The sequence below is a fragment of the Arthrobacter sp. Soil736 genome (assembly GCF_001428005.1).
Classification (GTDB): domain Bacteria; phylum Actinomycetota; class Actinomycetes; order Actinomycetales; family Micrococcaceae; genus Arthrobacter.
Genome location: NZ_LMSB01000019.1, coordinates 16,049 through 32,575, shown reverse-complemented (window position 1 = coordinate 32,575; position 16,527 = coordinate 16,049). Strand labels below are relative to the sequence as shown.

The following is a 16,527-nucleotide window of genomic DNA, read 5'->3' as shown; positions in this document are numbered from 1 at the left end:
GTGAAACCGCAGTTCCCGGCCGGCCCGTCAACGCGCCGCGCACTCTACGGCCTTGGCCTGCTCGCAGCATTGAAAGCCCTGTCCCTGGTGCTCATGGCCCAGGCCGTGGCGTCCGTGCTGGCAGGGCTCATGGTGCACGACGTGGCCTGGGCTGACCAGCTGGGGTGGGGCGCGGCCGGCGTCCTCCTGCGGTCCTTGACCGTCTGGGCCCAGGGAGCCGCCTCACGCCGTGCCGCCCTTGGCGTCAAGGAGGAGCTGCGCTCACGGCTCCTCGAAACTGCCCTGCGCAACGGTGTCCGCGAGGCGGGCCCCGCCGACGGCGGACTGGCCGTGCTCGCGACCCGGGGGCTGGACGCCCTGGACAGCTACTACACCCAGTACCTCCCTGCGCTGGTGAATTGCGCCGCCATTCCGTTGCTGCTGGGCGCCCGGATCCTTTTCGCCGACTGGGTCAGTGCCGTGGTGATCGTTCTGACGGTTCCGCTCGTGCCGGTGTTCATGGTGCTGATCGGCCGCTACACGGAGGACAGGGTCCGGGACGCGCAGGCCGCACTATCCCGGCTCTCTGCGCACATGCTCGAACTCGCCAAGGGGCTGCCGGTGCTGGTTGGCCTGGGCCGTGCCTCTGCCCAGCGCAGGGCGCTGGAGGAAATCTCCGAGGAGTACAGGTCCCGGACCATGGGAACCCTCCGGACCGCGTTTCTGTCCGCCCTGGCCCTGGAGCTGATCGCCACGATTTCGGTGGCCGTCGTGGCCGTCTTCATCGGCGTCCGGCTGGTCCATGGCGACATGGCCCTCGAAGCCGGCCTGCTCGCGCTGATTCTGGCACCGGACTGCTACCTCCCCCTCCGCGAGCTGGGAACGGCGCACCACGCAAGCGACGACGGCAGGGCCGCCCTTGCGGAGGCAACGGCGGTGCTGGAAGCACGCGAGCAGCGGCGCCTGGAGCCCGGACAGTCAGCTCAGCCGGTGCTGATTGGCCCGGCTGACCTGACCGTACGGGAACTCACCGTCAGCTACGCGGGGAGGCAGGGCCCCGCCGTCGGCCCCCTCAGTTTCTCGGCACCGGCCGGACTGGTCACCGCGCTGGACGGCCCCAGCGGAGCGGGCAAGAGCACGGTTCTTGGCGTCCTGGCCGGCACGGTCGGCTCCGGTGGCGGCACTGAAGTGAGCGGCGTCGTCGGCGGCTTCACTGCCGGGGACGTAGCCTGGGTACCTCAGCACCCGGTCATGGTGGCGGAGACGGTGCGGGAAGAGATCCTTCTGTACCTGACGGCCAATGGCCCGACAGGCAACGGCCTGACGGCTAACGGCCCGGCGGCCGCAGCCGCGGAATCGGCCGGTGAAGCGCTGCGCTGCCTTTCGGCCGCCGGCGCAGGGCACCTGGCCGGGAAGCATCCCGCCGAACTGAGTCCCGGCGAGCTGCGCCGCGTCGCGCTTGCCCGGGGATTGGCCCGCATCGAAGCAGGCGCAACCGTGCTCCTGCTCGACGAACCCACTGCGCACCTGGACCGGGCGTCAGCCAACGTGGTCCATGACGCCATCCGCGGCTTGCGCGGGCGGGCCACGGTGATTTTGGTGGCCCATGACCGCCAGACACGCGAACTCGCCGACGAACTGGTTTCGCTGGCGGGATCCGGCAGCGCCAGCGGGGCCGCCGGAGCCGCAGGTGCCAGCGGTGTCACCGTGGCAACTGGGCGGCAGCCTGCCGTCTCCGGTCACGGATCCCCTCAGCCTGCCAACGCCGCGCACGCTGCCAACGCCGCGACAGCACAGCCCCCTTCCGGTCTTCCTTCTACGGCCACGCTCCTGGGCCGGCTGCTGGCACCGGTGGGCGGCAGGTTCGCCGCCGCCGGCATCATCGCCACCCTGGCCGCCCTCTTTGCCATAGCCCTCTCCGGCCTGTCGGGCTGGCTCATCCTGCGAGCGAGCGAACAGCCGCCCATCCTTTACCTGCTGACGGCCATCGTGGGTGTCCGGTTCTTCGGAATCGGCCGGGCAGTCCTGCGCTACTGCGAACGGCTCCTGGTGCACGAGACAGTCTTTGCCTCACTGACCATCCTGAGGGGCACCCTCTGGGAGTCGCTGAGCCAGCGGGCACTGTCCCTCCGGCGCCTCCTGCAGGGCGGCAACGTGCTGGGCGCCATCATCGAGGACGTCGACACCGTCCGGGACCTCCTTCCGCGGGTTGTCCTTCCGCCGGTCACGGCGCTGGCCGTCGCGGCCGCCGCCGCCGGCACCTCGGCGTGGATCCTGCCGGCCGCCCTTCCGGCCGTTGTCGCCACGGCCGTGGCAAGCCTGGCGGCGGCGCCGGCGGCCGCGCTGGTTGCGGACCGGATGTCGGCGGCCACGGAGCAGCGCTTGCGTTCCGGCGTCCTCCGCCGCATCGCCGCGGCGCTGGACGCCAGGGCCGAACTGCATGCCAACGGCGCGGCACTGCCGGTGCTCGTGGACATCCGTTCGCTGGACCGCGCAGCAACCCGTGCCGCCCAGCGTTCGGCGTGGGCCGAAGGGCTGGGCACTGCGATTACGGTGGCCGCCTGCGGGGCCGGCGCACTGGCCACCGCCGTCATGGCGGCACCGCAGGTGCTGGCAGGGTCCGTCGCGGCGCCGACTGTCGCCGTCATCGTCCTGCTGCAGCTGGCGCTCGTGGAACCGTATGCGGCCATGACGACGGCGGTGCGCCAGTTTCCGGCGCTGCGTGCCGTGCTGCGGCGCATCGGCGAGTCCGGCGTCCTCAGCCCCGGAGGTCCGGACGCGGACGTGCCCGTCAAGCCGGGACCCCGTCGAGGGGACCGTCCCGGCATGGAACTGAATGGATTGTCTGCGGCGTGGCCCGGCGGCGGGACCGTCTTCAGCGGGCTGTCGGCCGTTGCGGAACCCGGCCGCTGGCTCGCGGTCACGGGTCCGTCCGGTGCCGGCAAATCCACGCTGCTGGCCGTAGCCCTCGGCTTCCTCCCGGCCAACGGTGGAGCGATCGCGGTCACCGGCACCGCCGCGTGGTGCCCCCAGGAGGCCCATCTCTTCGATTCCACGGTGCGCGGCAACCTGCTGCTCGGACGCCAGGGGCAGTCAACAGCGGACGGGGAGGACGCCGAACGGGACATGCAGGAAGCGCTCGCAGCTGTCGGCCTGGCACCGCTCGTGGCCCGGCTGGAGAACGGCCTGGACACGCGGATCGGACCGGGCGGCGCGTTCCTCAGTGGCGGTGAACGCCAGCGGCTGGCCGTTGCCCGGACCCTGATGACCAAGGCCGACGTGATCCTGCTCGATGAGCCCACGGCGCATTTGGACGCCGAATCTGGCCGGGAGCTGATGGCGGACCTCCGGGCCGGACTGAGCTCCCGGACGGTGGTGCTGGTAACGCACAACCCCGTGGACATCAGCCCGCACGACGCAATTCTTGCCCTCGGCGGGGACGGCCAACCGGACGTGGCTGGGGTGATGGCGCGCTCACTTTCCGCCGGTTAGCCTGATGCCATGACGCAAGACGATGTTGCTGCCCCGTGCGCCGTTGACTTTCCGGCGCTGCAGTGGCGGCACGCCGAGGCAGGGGACCTCGACTCGTGGGCGGCGCTGATCGCCCGCACGGCGGCCGTCGAGAAGCCTGTGTGGTTTGAGCACCGCGCCGAACTGGAGCAGCTCATGGAGTCCCGGAAGAACCCGCCCCGGCCCAACACCGTGCTGGGCTTCGGTCCCGACGGCGTCCCGCGGGCCTACGCCCGTATTTCGAAGAACAAGGACGGCGAGAAAGCGCACGGCTTCGGCTGCGTCGATCCGCAGTGGCAGCGCCGCGGCGTCGGCTCCGCCCTCCTGGGGTGGCTTGAGGCCCGGACCCGGCAGCGGTTCGCCGAGGATTCCGAATCCCGTCCCGCACCGCGGCTGAGGATTTTCATCGAGCAAAAGCACCGGCACCAGGCCGGACTCCTGGCGAAGCGGGGCTACCACGTGGTCCGGTATTTCAATGAAATGCACCGGCCGCTGACAGAGCCGTTGCCTCAGGTGGTCCTGGATGCGGGCCTGGAGCTCGTGACCATGGAGCCGAAGATGAGCCAAGCCGTGCGGCTGGCGCACAACCAGGCCTTCGCCGACCACTGGGGCAGCGAGCCCCGCGACGAGGAATCATGGAGGTTCACTGTCAACGACCCCCTGGCGCGCCCCGACCTTAGCGCGGTCGTCCTGGAAGCACGCACGGGCGATGTGGCCGGCTACCAGCTGGCCAGCCACGATCCCGAGAGTGCGGTGGCGCGCGGCTTCCGCGAGGGCTACACGGAACTCCTGGGCGTGCGCCGTGAATTCCGCGGGCGTGGCATTGCACAGGCCCTGCTGGCCGATGCCATGCGGCGGTTCGCGGCCGCGGGCATGGACAAGGCATCACTGGACGTGGACTCCGAAAACCCGACGGGTGCGCTGGCGCTGTACCTCAAGATGGGGTACCACCCCGTGAACCGGAGCATGGCCTGGGACAAGGTCCTCTGACGGGAATGCCTGCCGGAGCTGGCTCCACCTGCCGCGGGAGAGACCGTGGAGCCAGCCCTTTACGGCAGTGTCCCCCCGAGACGAAGACCGTTCAAGCCGCCCCCCAACCAGGTTTGACGGACACTCCCAAGCCAAAGACTATTCACCGGCGCCCCCACAGGCAATGGTCCGGGCGCGGTGACTTGTTTGGTGACTTGTTGCAGACGCGTCGGTCAGCCGTCGACGTCGTGGAGGTGGTGGACCACGTCGTGCAGGAAATACTGGGACAGAGTCAGGACCGTGAACTCCGAGCCGTTGCTGCGGAGCCCGGTCCTGCCCCATTGCGATTCCTGTACGCGAGCGAAGGAGGCAGCCACCTGCTCGCCTTCGGCGGTGAGTTCGGCACTCACCACGGCGGTGTCCGCGTTGGCATAATCCTTCTCCAGGGCGGTGGCATCCTGGTCCCAGTTCTCAAACTGCGCATTGTCCTGGCTAAGCATGAGGTTCAGGCGCTGGTCGAAGAGGCTGAAGACATCGCGGACGTGGCAGGAATACTCCAACGCCGACCACGTCGTGTCATCGGGGCGTTCTGTAGCATCCGGCCGGCGGAGTACGGCGCGCCAGCGGGGCAGCATGTTTTCGACGCTGCCGGGAACAGTGGCCGGCGTAACAGTGGAGGCGTCAAATCCGCATTCGCTGCACGGGCGGGACAGGACCCACGTCCAGTCTTTTTCATCCGGGATGATAGGCATGGCAGTAGTCTAGGCTCGATCGGGCGCGGCGCCCGTCAGGCGGGCTGGTCCCCCGCCCAGGTCATGCTGGGCCCGATTGCCTCCACCGCCTGGGACAGCGGAATGCCGGAACCGTCGCGTCGGCCATGTTCCTGGGGCAGGGAACGGGCAACCCCTGCGAGGGACGAGGCTTTCGCCGGGCCGTGGCCCGCCCACGCCTGCAGCAGCGTGTCTTCGCCCTTGAGGAACCGGTGCGCACGGACCCCGCCGGTGGCGCGGCCCTTGACGGGGTATTCGGAAAAAGCCGTGACCTTTGCGGCTCCCGGCGCGGTGCCCGGCAGGGCGCCGTCGGTACCGGAAATCGTAACGACGACGGCGGCGTCGTCACTGGGGGCGACGGCGCCGAAGAACATCACGTCGTCGCCGGCCGCGAGCTTGATGCCGGCCATGCCGCCTGCCGTCCGGCCCTGCGGCCGGACGTTGGCGGCACTGAACCGCAGGAGCTGGGCCTGCCGGGTGAGGAAGACGAGGTCGGCGTCGTCGGATCCCGCAGGGGAAACGCCCACCACGGTGTCCTTGTCCTTGAGCGCGATGACTTCCCAGTCCTCGCGGTTCAGCGGGTAGTCCGGCTGGACGCGCTTGACCACGCCCTGGGCGGTCCCGATCGCCAGCACCTCGTCCAGCGGCGCGAAGGCCACGAGGGATTCCCCCTTCAGCAGCGTGATGAAGTCCCTGGCCGGCACGCCGCCTGCGAGGTTCGGCAGGCCGGACATCGGCGGCAGGACCGGCATGTCCATGACCTGGATGCGCAGCATGCGTCCCTGCGAGGTGACCGCGGCGATCTCGCCGCGGGCCGAGGTCTTGACCACGGAACGGAACACATCGTGCTTCGAGCGCGGCCCGGTTTCCGCGAGGCTGTCCTGGTTGGACGTCCGGGCAATCTGGCCCGATGCCGTGAGAATGGCCCAGCAGGGATCGTCCGCTATTTCGAGGGCCAGCGGGGCCGCCTTGCCCTTGACCCCCGGGAGGGCCGCAGCAGCAACGGTGGGGGAGACCGCCTCGGATTCGAGGAGCACGGTCCGCCGCGGGGTGCCGTACTTCTCCGCGATTTCCGCCAGTTCGCCGGACACCAGCTCGCGGAGCAGCTCGTCGGAAGCGAGGATGGCTTCGAGTTCCTCGATCTCCCGGCGGAGCTGGTCCTGCTCCTTCTCGAGTTCGATCCGGGAGTATTTGGTCAGCTGGCGGAGCCGGAGTTCCAGGATGTAGTTGGCCTGGATCTCGGAGAGGTCATAGATGGACATCAGCCGTTCCCGGGCCGCCGACGCCTCGTCGGAGGACCGGATGATCTGGATGACCTCATCGATGTCCACGATGGCAATGAGGAGGCCCTCCACCAGGTGCAGGCGGTCCTTCTTCTTGCCGAGCCGGAACGCCGTCCGGCGACGCACCACGTTGATCCGGTGGTCCACGTAGACGGTCAGGAGCTTCAGCAGGCCAAGCGTCTGCGGCTGCCCGTCCACCAGCGTGACGTTGTTGATGCCGAAGGAATCCTCCATCGGCGAATAGCGGTAGAGCTGCTGGAGCACCGCGTTCGGGTTGAACCCGTTCTTGAGCTCGATCACCAGGCGCAGGCCGTGCTTGCGGTCGGTGAGGTCAACGATGTCGCTGATGCCGGCCAGCTTCTTGCTGTTGACGGCGTCCTTGATCTTTTCGATCACCTTCTCCGGCCCCACCATGTAGGGCAGCTCGGTGACCACCAGTCCCGTCCGCCGCGCCGACAGCTGTTCCACTTCCACCTTGGCGCGCGTCTTGAAGGACCCGCGGCCGGTGGCGTAGGCATCGCGGATGCCGTCCAGGCCCACGATCCGGCCGCCGGTGGGAAGGTCCGGGCCCGGGACGAACTGCATGATGTCTTCCAGCGTGGCATCCGGGTTGGCGATGAGATGCCGTGCCGCCGAGATGACCTCCACGAGGTTGTGCGGGGCCATGTTGGTGGCCATGCCGACGGCGATGCCAGTGGCTCCGTTGACCAGCAGGTTGGGGAACGCGGCCGGCAGCACGTCCGGCTGGGTGAGCTGGTTGTCGTAGTTCGGGACGAAGTCCACCACGTCTTCGTCGAGATGGTCCGTCAGCGTGAGCGCCGCCGCAGCGAGGCGCGCCTCCGTGTAGCGCGGCGCCGCCGGGCCGTCGTCGAGCGATCCGAAGTTGCCGTGGCCATCGATCAGCGGAAGCCGCAGCGAGAAGTCCTGGGCCATGCGGACCATGGCGTCGTAGATGGCGGTGTCACCGTGCGGGTGGAGCTTGCCCATGACCTCGCCCACCACGCGGGCGCTCTTGACGTGGCCCCGGTCCGGCCGCAGGCCCATCTCGCTCATCATGTACAGAATGCGCCGCTGGACCGGTTTGAGGCCGTCCCGGGCGTCGGGCAGGGCCCGTGAGTAGATGACCGAATAGGCGTACTCGAGGAACGAGCCTTCCATCTCGGAAGTAACGTCTATGTCAACGATGTTTTCGACGTAGTCCTGGACGGTTTCCCCTGCGGGGGTTGAATTTTGGCGGCGGGCCATGGGGCTGGTAAATCCTTTTTGGGGTGCACTTCGGGAGTCTTGGCTAGGCTAAGCCTATGGTGGATCAGCCCGCGGACGGCGTATATCCGGAATATTGGGAAGCCGATGTCGTCCTGCGGGACGGCGGGACGGCACATCTGCGCCCCATTCACCCCTCCGATTCCGACGCCGTGCAGGCGTTCCACACAGGCCAGTCGCAGAACTCCATCTACATGCGGTTCTTCGCGTTCAAGGCCAGGCTCTCGAGCAAGGAGCTCAAGCGGTTTACGGAGGTCGATTACCGGGACCGCGTGGCGCTGGTGATCACCATCGGCGGGGACATCATCGGGATCGGCCGCTACGACCGGCTGGACGATCCGGCGGAGGCGGAAGTGGCCTTCAACATTGCCGACGCCCACCAGGGCCGCGGTATCGGATCCATCCTCCTGGAGCATCTGGCGGCGGCCGCCCGGGAAAACGGGATCCGCAGGTTCAGCGCCGAGGTCCTGCCCGAGAACCGCAAGATGCTGATGGTCTTTTCCGATGCGGGTTACGACGTCAAGCGCCATTTTGACGACGGCGTGGTGAGCCTGGAGTTCAACATCGACCCCACGGACAAATCGCGCGCCGTGATGGAGTCCCGGGAGCACCGCGCTGAGGCGAGGAGCGTGCAGGACCTGCTGGCGCCGTCGTCGGTGGCTGTGATCGGCGCGAGCCGCAAATGGGGCAAGGTGGGGTACCAGTTCCTGGAGCACATCATTGAAGGCGGTTTTGCCGGCCCCGTCTATGCCATCAACCCGGAGGCGTTTGAGCTTGCCGGGATGCTGTCCTTCGGCCGGCTTTCCGAAGTGCCCGGGCCCGTCCAGCTGGCCATCGTCGCCGTCCCGTACGACGAAGTCCCCAAGGTGGTGGATGAGTGCGCCGCCGCCGGCGTCAAGGGAGTCCTGGTGGCCTCCGCGGGCTTCACCGAGGACGGTGACCGCGGCCTGGCGCGCCAGCGGGCACTTGTTCGGCAGGCCAGGGCCAACGGCATGCGGGTGATCGGACCCGCGTCGCTGGGCATCGTCAACACCAATCCTGCCGTCTCCCTCAACGCCTCCATGGCGCCCAGCCTGGCCCGGCGCGGCGGACTGGGGCTGTTCAGCCAGTCCGCGGCCATCGGGGTGGCGCTCTACGCGGCGTCCAGCCGCCGCCGCGCCGGCATCTCCACCTTCCTCTCCGCCGGCAACCGGGCGGACGTTTCCGGCAACGACATGATGCAGTTCTGGGAGGACGACGCCGACACCACCGCCGTGGGCCTGTATCTGGAGTCGATCGGCAACCCGCGCAAATTCTCACGGCTGGCCCGACGGCTCGCCCTGACGAAACCCGTCATCGTGGCCAAATCCAATTCCATGGGGCTGCAGCTTCCGCCCGGGCATGCCGTGCGGACCACGCAGGCCCCCGCCGGCGCCCTGGACGCGATGATGCGCCAGGCGGGGGTGATCCGCGTGGAGACCATAGAACAGCTCATGGATGTCGCGCAGATCGTGTCCGGCCAGCCGCTGCCCAAGGGCGCCGGAGTGGCAGTCTTCAGCAACTCGGGGGCGCTGGGGAAGGTGGTGGCGGACAGTGCGTCCGCCCATGGCCTTGGCGTGGAACACCTCGTGACGGAGCTGGACCTCGACGCCGGCTTGTCGCTTGCGCTGCCGGCCCTGCGGGACAGGCTGCGGGAGGTCCTCGCCATGGAGGCAGTGCACGCGGCGGTGGTGGCGTTCCTTCCGGCCAGCGGACTGACCGTGGAGAACATCGCGCGGGTCCTGGCGGACTGTTCGGCCGAGGCGGGAAAGCCCGTGGCTGCGGCTTTCACCGGCATCCTGGACCCGTCGGTGTACGTGGAGGGCATGGTGGGGGAGGACGCCGGCTCGTCGCCGGTCCCGTGCTACTCAAACCCGGGGGCCGCCGTCGCCGCCCTGGCCGCCGTGGTGCGCTACGCCGAGTGGGCGGGCCGGGACCAGGGCCTCTTTGCCGAGCCCGACGGGTGTGATGCGGACGCCGCCCATGCCGATCTGGAGAGGCTGCTGGCGGACGTCCGGGGTGAACAGCTGAAGGAACTGGATTCCACGGACGCCGCCCGCCTGCTGGGCCATTACGGAATCCAGGTGCTGCCCGCCGCCGGCTTTGACACCGCCGACGAAGCCGTGGAAGCAGCCGCGAAACTGGGCTGGCCGGTGGCGCTCAAGACCACTGATCCGACGCTGCGGCACAGACTGGACCTGGGCGGCGTGCGGCTGGACATCCAGGACCCGGAGTCGCTGCGGTTGAACATCCTCCAGATGCGCCGCGCCCTTGAGCCTTACGGATCGTCCTCATTGGAGGTCCAGGCGATGGCGCCGGTGGGCCAGGCCTGCACATTCCGGGCCATCGAGGACCCGCTGCTGGGACCGGTGGTCTCCTTCGGGCTGGCGGGTGACGCGGTGAACCTGCTGGACGACTGGGCACACCGGGTGCCGCCGCTGTCCGCCGCCGACCTCCGGGAGTTCATCCGCAGCCCCCGGGCGTCCCGCAAGCTCTTCGGCTACCAGGGCCTGCCTGCCGTCGACGTTGCGGCCCTCGAAGACCTCGCCGCCCGCCTCGCACGGCTCAAGGACGCCCACCCGGAAATTGCGCTCGTGGAGTTCAACCCCGTCCTGGCCACTCCCCAGGGGGCATTCATCCTGGCCGCCGACGTCCGGATAGGCAACGCCGCGCAGCGCACCGACAGCGCACGGCGGGCCATGCGCAGTTGACGCCGGGTTAGCATGTGCCAAGCCGATCTGTGAAAATGGGGAAATGAGCTCCCAGCCTCCCACCTCGAAGCCTCAAGCGCCCGACCACAGCCCGCAGGCTTTCCACCACAGCTCACACAACCACAGCGCCCAGGGCCAGAGCCTTGAAGGCGCGCTTCAGCAGGCCGGCTTCTACCCCCGTCTGGTGGCCGACGTCGTCGACGACGCCCTGGACGGCCGGGACTGCGTCGCCCACCTCGTCCACCTGGAAACGCATTTTGACCGCGCCGAGGTCCGGCGGCACATCACCGTGCTGGTCCTCACAGACGACATGCTGGTGATCACGCACGTTGACGACCAGCAGTTGGATGAGGCGGGTGAACAGATCGTGGCGCAGATTTCCACGGAGTCCGTGCCCGTGACCCAGATCCGCTCGGTGGTGCTGAGCTACATGTACTCGCAGCCGCAGAACTACAAGCCGTCCGATCCGGTCCGCGAGGTGACCCTTTCCATCGCCTGGTCCGGCGGGCAGCGGCTCGACGTGGGGCCGGCAAGCTGCGGGGATCCGCAGTGCGAGGCTGACCACGGGTACAGCGGAACCATCGCCCAGGAGGACATCGTCCTGCGCATCAGCGCCGAGGCGGACGGACTGCAGGCAGTCCAGGATGCCAAGCTGTTTGCCCGTGCCCTCCGTGCCGTGAACACCGCCTCCGCCGCTTCTGTTCCGCACGGGCTGCGCGCGTCCCAACCGCGTCCGCGCATGGGCGTCTTCTCGAACCGCCTCAGCCGCGGGCACCAGCGCTGAGATGGTGCCGGAACACGAATCGCCCTCTTCCGCCGCCCCGTCGACACTTCCCCCGCAACCGTCCGCGTCCGTGCTGTCGCAGCAGCCCCGGCCTGAACTGCCTGCGCCTGAATTGCCTGCCGCCCCGGCCTACGGGCGCCGCTCGGTCGCGGAAGTACTAAGCAGCGCAGCCGCGAGCCTCGGGCTGGACGGATTCGAGAATGCGCTGGCACTGCCGCCGGCCAAGCGCATCTGCGTGGTTCTCGCCGACGGGCTGGGCCGCAGCCTGCTCAAGCAGAAGTCCGCCCATACGCCGTTCCTCCGTGGGATCATGCAGCGGGGGCAGGGTGCGGTCCCGGTATGGCTGGACTCCGCGTTCCCCTCCACCACGGCGGCTTCCCTTGCCAGCCTGGGCACGGGGCTTGCACCCGGCCAGCACGGACTGGTGGGATACGACGTCCTGGATCCGGCCCAGGACAAGGTGGTCAACATGCTGGGCAACTGGGATGCCGGCGTGGACCCGTTGGAATGGCAGCCCTTCCCCACGGTCTTCGAACGCGCGGCGCAGCAGGTTGACGTCGCCACCGTGAGCCTTCCCCAGTTCGGCAGTTCGCCCATGACGCTCGCGGCGCTTCGTGGCGGCAGGTTCATCTCCGCGACCACCTCGCACGCCCGGACCGCTGCCGCCGCCGAGGCGATGGCAGGGGCGGACTCCAGCCTCATGTACTTCTACCTGAACGACCTCGACAAAGCCGGCCACCGCCACGGCTCCCAGTCGCCGCAGTGGGAGCACCAGCTTGAAGAGCTGGACGCCACCGTCAAACGCCTGGACGCCACCCTCCCGCCCGGGACCACGGTGCTGGTTACTGCCGACCACGGCATGCTCGACGTCGCAGAGGCGCAGCGCATCGACTATTCCGCCGAGGCTGCGCTGGTAGCCGGGGTCCGGCACACCGCCGGGGAACCGCGGATGGTTCACCTGTACCTGGAAGACGACGCCGACGGGAACGCACGGCAGCGCCTGCTGGACGCTTGGCGCGGCCGGTTCGGCGACAGGATCTGGGCCTTTACCCGGGAAGAAGCCCTGGCTGCCGGACTCTTCGGCCCGGTCCGGCCTGAAGTTGTGGGGCGCGTGGGGGATGTGATGATCGCCGCCCGCGATGCCCTGGCGTTTTACGACACACGCCGCGTCCGGCCGACCGCCCTCGAGGTGGTGGGTCAGCACGGCTCCCTGACCAAGGCGGAACGGGAAGTTCCGCTGCTCTGCTTCCAGGCGACCGGAAAGCCGGCTGGCCGGAGGGGAGCCCGTGGCTGAACTCGTCTTTTTCTCGGGCACCATGGACTGCGGAAAATCAACACTGGCGCTCCAGATGGACTACAACCACCGCGCCCGCGGACGCGGCGGGGTGCGGTTCAGCCGCAACGACCGCGCGGGCGGGTTCCGCATCTCCAGCCGCCTCGGGCTGGAGACGGACGCCGTCGAGGTGGTGGACACGACCGATTTCTGGGACGAAGTGGTGCTCCGCCGCACCCGGGGGATTCGCGTTGACTATCTCATCTGCGACGAAGCCCAGTTCTATTCGCCGGCCCAGGTGGAGCAGCTTGCGCGGGTGGTGGACGAGATCGATGTCGACGTCTTTGCGTTCGGGATCACTGCAGACTTCCGTACGCGCCTCTTTCCCGGGTCGCAGCGGCTGGTTGAACTGGCGGACCGCGTCCAGGTCCTCCAGGTGGAAGCCCTGTGCTGGTGCGGCCGCCGCGCCACGCACAACGCCAGGACCGTGGACGGCGTCATGGTCATGGAAGGCGCGCAGGTGGTGGTGGGCGACGTCGACATGGCCGGCGATGCGGCGTCCGCGGAGTCAGGTCACATGCCAGTCGTCGGCTACGAAACGCTGTGCCGGCGCCACTTCATGCGCCGCGTCACCGCCCATGGAGCCAACATCATGGCCCGGCAGGACCAGCTGCTTCCGTTCGAGGTTGACGCGTGCCTCTGGCACGGGGCCGGCGACCGGACCGCGGCCGGAGGCGCCTGAGGAGGACGCGCGTGAGCAGGAGGCGCCGAAGTTTGGCTCAGTCGCCCCTGGTGCCGAAGACGATTTCGTCCCAGCTGGGAACGCTGGAGCGCTTGGGCCGCGATGGCTGGCGTTCAGGTTCATCCCGGTCCTGATCCGGACGGGGCGCGGTTCCCTGGCCCGGCTGTGTGCGGTTGCCTTCCACCCGGCGGCGGGGAGCCCCGCGGCCCAGCAATTCATCCAGGCCAACGTTGCCGGCCGCCGGCCGTTGCGGGGCCTCGGCCGGACGGTCCGCCGCGTCGTCGTCGGCTGCCGGACCCGCCGGCGACGCTGCGGGGGTGTCCTTGCCCGCCGTGCTGACCGGGCGCAGCCGGGACGGGACAATGGTGATTTCCCGAGTGTCCGTGCTGACGCCGTCGTGAAGCTTTAGGGAATCGTCGTCGGCATCCTGGTGCTGGGGTGCGAGGCTGAGACGGGACAGCATCGAGGGCCGGCCATCGCGCCTTCGGACCGGCTGGCCAAACTGGGCTGCCGGGGAGTCGGACATATCCGCTTCGGCCGGTTCCGGCTCCTGTTCCTCCGGCTCCGCGTCGTGGTCGGTGGCAGTAGCGGGAGGAACTTCCGAGGGCCTCGGATGGGCTGCCGGGACGCCGTTGGTCAGCAGCAGGGCAAGGGCGTCATCGCTGTCCTCGTCGACACCGATCCGCTGGCCCCGCCGGGAGCGCAGCATGTCCAGGAGGCCGTCGGGGTCCTTCTTCTGCTCTACTCCGGTGCGGGCCGCGGCCTCGGCATCGGTTTCAAAGTCAAAGGGCCGGTCCGACACGGCCGAGAGCCGGCGTGCGGGCACCGGCCCGTCCAGGGGCTCCAGTTCGCTGAGCTGCTGCGCCCAGCGGTTGGCGTTCTGCAGGGACTTGCGCGAGGGATTGAACGTCCACATGGCCGGTGGTTCTTCGCCGATGCTGGTGTGGCCTCCCGGCCCAACCTCAAACCTGGCCACTACTGTCCAGGTGCCGTCGGGCCGCCGCCAGGAATCCCACTCAAGCGACGACGAATCAATGCCGTGGGCGGTGAGCCTGTGGGCCACCATATCGGCCAGCGTGGCGGGGTTGTCACCGAACGCCGACCGGTAGATGTCGTGCCCCGGGGCCGGCGAAGCGACTTCCACCTTGCGGGCCTGCTGGGCAACGTATTCGCGCTCGGCCAGGACCGGGCCCTCGTAACGTTCGACTTTTTCGAGCGGCATGCCCGAAGCAGCCGCCACCTCCGCAGCTGTGGAGCCGCTGCGGATCCTCGTCTGGATGTCGCGGGGGGACATGGCCACAACGCTGCCCGCCGGTGTCCGCACCGAGGGCCGGCTGGCAGCCATCCGTAATGCTTCGTTGATCGGCAACTGGAACATTTCGCCGCCGGTGCCGCTTAACAGGAGATGCTCCCCGTCGTCGTGGACGCCTACAAGCCGTAGATCCTGCATACAATCCTCCACCCTGGCATTACTATCAATCGAAACTCTGCCACCCAAGGCGGTCATTTCCTGTGAGGACGGAGGGCGCGCCGCGAAATTCCGGGACTTTCGCGGCCGCAGCCCGAATGCGCCGCCAGTGTTTGGTTCCGCTCTGGCTTTTCCTTGCGGCTTAGGGAAAAATGTGCCCGTGATCGGGCACAAATCGATGGCGTTCGGTGTTGTGCACGTTGAATTAATAAAGCGAGTCGACGGAGCGTGAGCAGCAGACCATGGCGACAGACTACGATGCGCCGAGGAAATCCGAAGAGGACCTCAACGAGGATTCGATTGAGGAGCTGAAAACCCGCCGCGCCGATAAACCGACGGCAGTCGTCGAAGAGGATGAAGCCGACCTCGCCGAAGGGTACGAGCTGCCCGGGGCGGACCTGTCGGGTGAAGAGCTGCTGGTCCGCGTCATGCCGGCCCAGGCCGACGAGTTCACGTGTTCCTCATGCTTCCTGGTCCGGCACCGCTCGCAGATCGCCCGCGAAAAGGACGGCCGCCTGTACTGCAAGGACTGCGAAGGCTAGGGCCTATTTTCCAGCCAGTGCGGCCACGAGTTCGTCCGGGCGGCGCGTGGAAGTCAGCCAGTACGGCGTGGGGTCCGAGGGGTCCGTGATTTCGATGCGCACCACGGGATCGATCCAGCCGCGGATGCAAAGGTATGCGAGGCCGTTCAGGCGTGTTCCGCGCTCCGCCGTCGCCTCGCTGCCGCGGTAGGCTGCTGCCTGTCCCGTGAGGCTGCGCTCAATGCTGGCGCGGCCCACCTGCAGCCGTCCGGCTGTCACGGTCACGGCCGGGGTGGACAGAATCAGCAGGACCGCCTCGATGGCAAAAAGCACGCCGGCAGCCGTGAGTCCTGCCGCCAGGCTGATGGGGGCAAAGACCAGGATGCCGGCGCCGGCCACGCCCGCCGCGACCACCCAGATCCAGACGCCGGGCCACAGCTTTTCGCTGAAAAGAACGGTTTCATCGGGGGAGGACTGGTGGTTGGCAGGCACGGCTGCGCTTGAATCGGACATGCACCCAGCTTTCCATCTTTGCCGTGTCATTTCATCCCGCCCGGTCCGGCCCGGACGCCCCCAGGGCCGGTAGGAGTATGCACCGCGCGGGCGATAGAGTGAGGGACTGTGACTGACGAAATAACGCCTATTACGCCTCCGCCGCATGCAGCGGCACCCGCCGCCCCGGCAGAGCCCTCTCCGGCAGGGTTCGGAGCGCCGACAGTGCAGGTTCAATTGAAAATGCTCGACGCCGGCCTGGAAGCGCCGTCCTATGCCCACCCCGGTGACGCCGGAGCCGATTTGCGGGCCCGTGAGGACGTTGTGCTGGAGCCTGGCGAACGGCGGCTGGTGCCGACCGGCGTCTCCATCGCCCTTCCGCACGGCTTTGTGGCCCTCATCCACCCGCGCTCCGGCCTCGCCACGAAACACGGGCTGACGGTGGTTAACGCGCCAGGAACCGTGGATGCGGGGTACCGCGGCGAAATCGCCGTGACGCTGCTGAACACCGACCGGGACCAGGCAATAGAACTGCGCCGCGGCGATAGAATTGCACAGATGGTCATCCAGCGCGTGGAGCATGCGCAGTTCGTCGCCGTGGGGGAGTTGAACGACTCCGTCCGCGGTGCCGGAGGCTTCGGCTCCACGGGCGGCTTCACCGTTCCGGACGCCTAGCTTCACACCGGACATCCCGGGCGTTCCGTGAGGGCGAAGCCTCCCGCGACGCCGCCGGCGGTCAGCAAG

12 protein-coding genes are annotated in these 16,527 nt (G+C 68.5%); 8 read left to right on the top strand and 4 right to left on the bottom strand.

Annotated features, from left to right (window positions below; genetic code table 11):
* Together cydD and ASG92_RS12410 are read left to right on the top strand one after the other, a co-directional pair.
* A complete protein-coding gene (gene cydD / locus ASG92_RS12415; RefSeq protein WP_056628635.1) occupies positions 1-3,471 on the top strand; it encodes a thiol reductant ABC exporter subunit CydD in 3,471 nt (1,156 codons plus the stop codon).
* A 9-nt stretch (positions 3,472-3,480) separates the two neighbouring features.
* On the top strand, positions 3,481-4,479 hold the full coding sequence (locus ASG92_RS12410) for a GNAT family N-acetyltransferase (RefSeq protein WP_056628631.1): 999 nt from the start codon (positions 3,481-3,483) through the stop codon (positions 4,477-4,479).
* Between the two features lie 212 nt (positions 4,480-4,691).
* Here ASG92_RS12410 and ASG92_RS12405 read toward each other — a convergent pair whose 3' ends face one another.
* Together ASG92_RS12405 and ASG92_RS12400 are read right to left on the bottom strand one after the other, a co-directional pair.
* Positions 4,692-5,210 (bottom strand): DinB family protein, encoded by a 519-nt coding sequence (locus ASG92_RS12405; protein ID WP_056628628.1) that lies wholly within the window; start codon positions 5,208-5,210, stop codon positions 4,692-4,694.
* Between the two features lie 35 nt (positions 5,211-5,245).
* Positions 5,246-7,756 carry a DNA topoisomerase IV subunit A gene (locus ASG92_RS12400; protein ID WP_056628627.1) on the bottom strand — a complete coding sequence of 837 codons (2,511 nt, stop codon included), beginning with the start codon at positions 7,754-7,756 and terminating at the stop codon, positions 5,246-5,248.
* Between the two features lie 56 nt (positions 7,757-7,812).
* Here ASG92_RS12400 and ASG92_RS12395 point away from each other — a divergent pair, with 56 nt between their 5' ends.
* The 4 genes from ASG92_RS12395 to ASG92_RS12380 all read left to right on the top strand — a co-directional run bounded on the left by ASG92_RS12395 (position 7,813) and on the right by ASG92_RS12380 (position 13,302).
* On the top strand, positions 7,813-10,503 hold the full coding sequence (locus tag ASG92_RS12395; protein WP_056628623.1) for a bifunctional GNAT family N-acetyltransferase/acetate--CoA ligase family protein: 2,691 nt from the start codon (positions 7,813-7,815) through the stop codon (positions 10,501-10,503).
* A gap of 43 nt (positions 10,504-10,546) precedes the next feature.
* The gene (locus ASG92_RS12390) at positions 10,547-11,287 is read left to right on the top strand and encodes a DUF5998 family protein (RefSeq protein ID WP_056628620.1); all 741 of its coding nucleotides are present in this window, start codon (positions 10,547-10,549) and stop codon (positions 11,285-11,287) included.
* A gap of 70 nt (positions 11,288-11,357) precedes the next feature.
* Positions 11,358-12,581, top strand: a complete 1,224-nt coding sequence (locus ASG92_RS12385) for a nucleotide pyrophosphatase/phosphodiesterase family protein (RefSeq protein ID WP_056628795.1) — start codon at positions 11,358-11,360, stop codon at positions 12,579-12,581.
* Complete coding sequence (locus ASG92_RS12380; RefSeq protein WP_056628617.1) at positions 12,574-13,302, top strand: thymidine kinase; 729 nt, start codon at positions 12,574-12,576, stop codon at positions 13,300-13,302. The genes ASG92_RS12385 and ASG92_RS12380 overlap by 8 nt, the downstream gene beginning before the upstream one ends.
* Before the next feature lie 37 nt (positions 13,303-13,339).
* Here the strand turns inward: ASG92_RS12380 and sepH are convergent, their stop codons facing one another.
* The gene (gene sepH, locus ASG92_RS12375; RefSeq protein ID WP_056628614.1) at positions 13,340-14,752 is read right to left on the bottom strand and encodes a septation protein SepH; all 1,413 of its coding nucleotides are present in this window, start codon (positions 14,750-14,752) and stop codon (positions 13,340-13,342) included.
* Positions 14,753-15,012: 260 nt separating this feature from the next.
* On the opposite strand from sepH, the gene ASG92_RS12370 reads away from it, so the two are divergent.
* Complete coding sequence (locus ASG92_RS12370; RefSeq protein ID WP_056628611.1) at positions 15,013-15,312, top strand: DUF4193 domain-containing protein; 300 nt, start codon at positions 15,013-15,015, stop codon at positions 15,310-15,312.
* A gap of 3 nt (positions 15,313-15,315) precedes the next feature.
* Here the strand turns inward: ASG92_RS12370 and ASG92_RS12365 are convergent, their stop codons facing one another.
* Positions 15,316-15,804, bottom strand: coding sequence for a DUF3093 domain-containing protein (locus ASG92_RS12365; RefSeq protein WP_056628608.1), 489 nt, complete (start codon positions 15,802-15,804; stop codon positions 15,316-15,318).
* 129 nt (positions 15,805-15,933) lie between these two features.
* Here ASG92_RS12365 and dut point away from each other — a divergent pair, with 129 nt between their 5' ends.
* Positions 15,934-16,458, top strand: a complete 525-nt coding sequence (gene dut / locus ASG92_RS12360; RefSeq protein ID WP_157372208.1) for a dUTP diphosphatase — start codon at positions 15,934-15,936, stop codon at positions 16,456-16,458.
* The last annotated feature ends 69 nt before the right edge of the window (positions 16,459-16,527 follow it).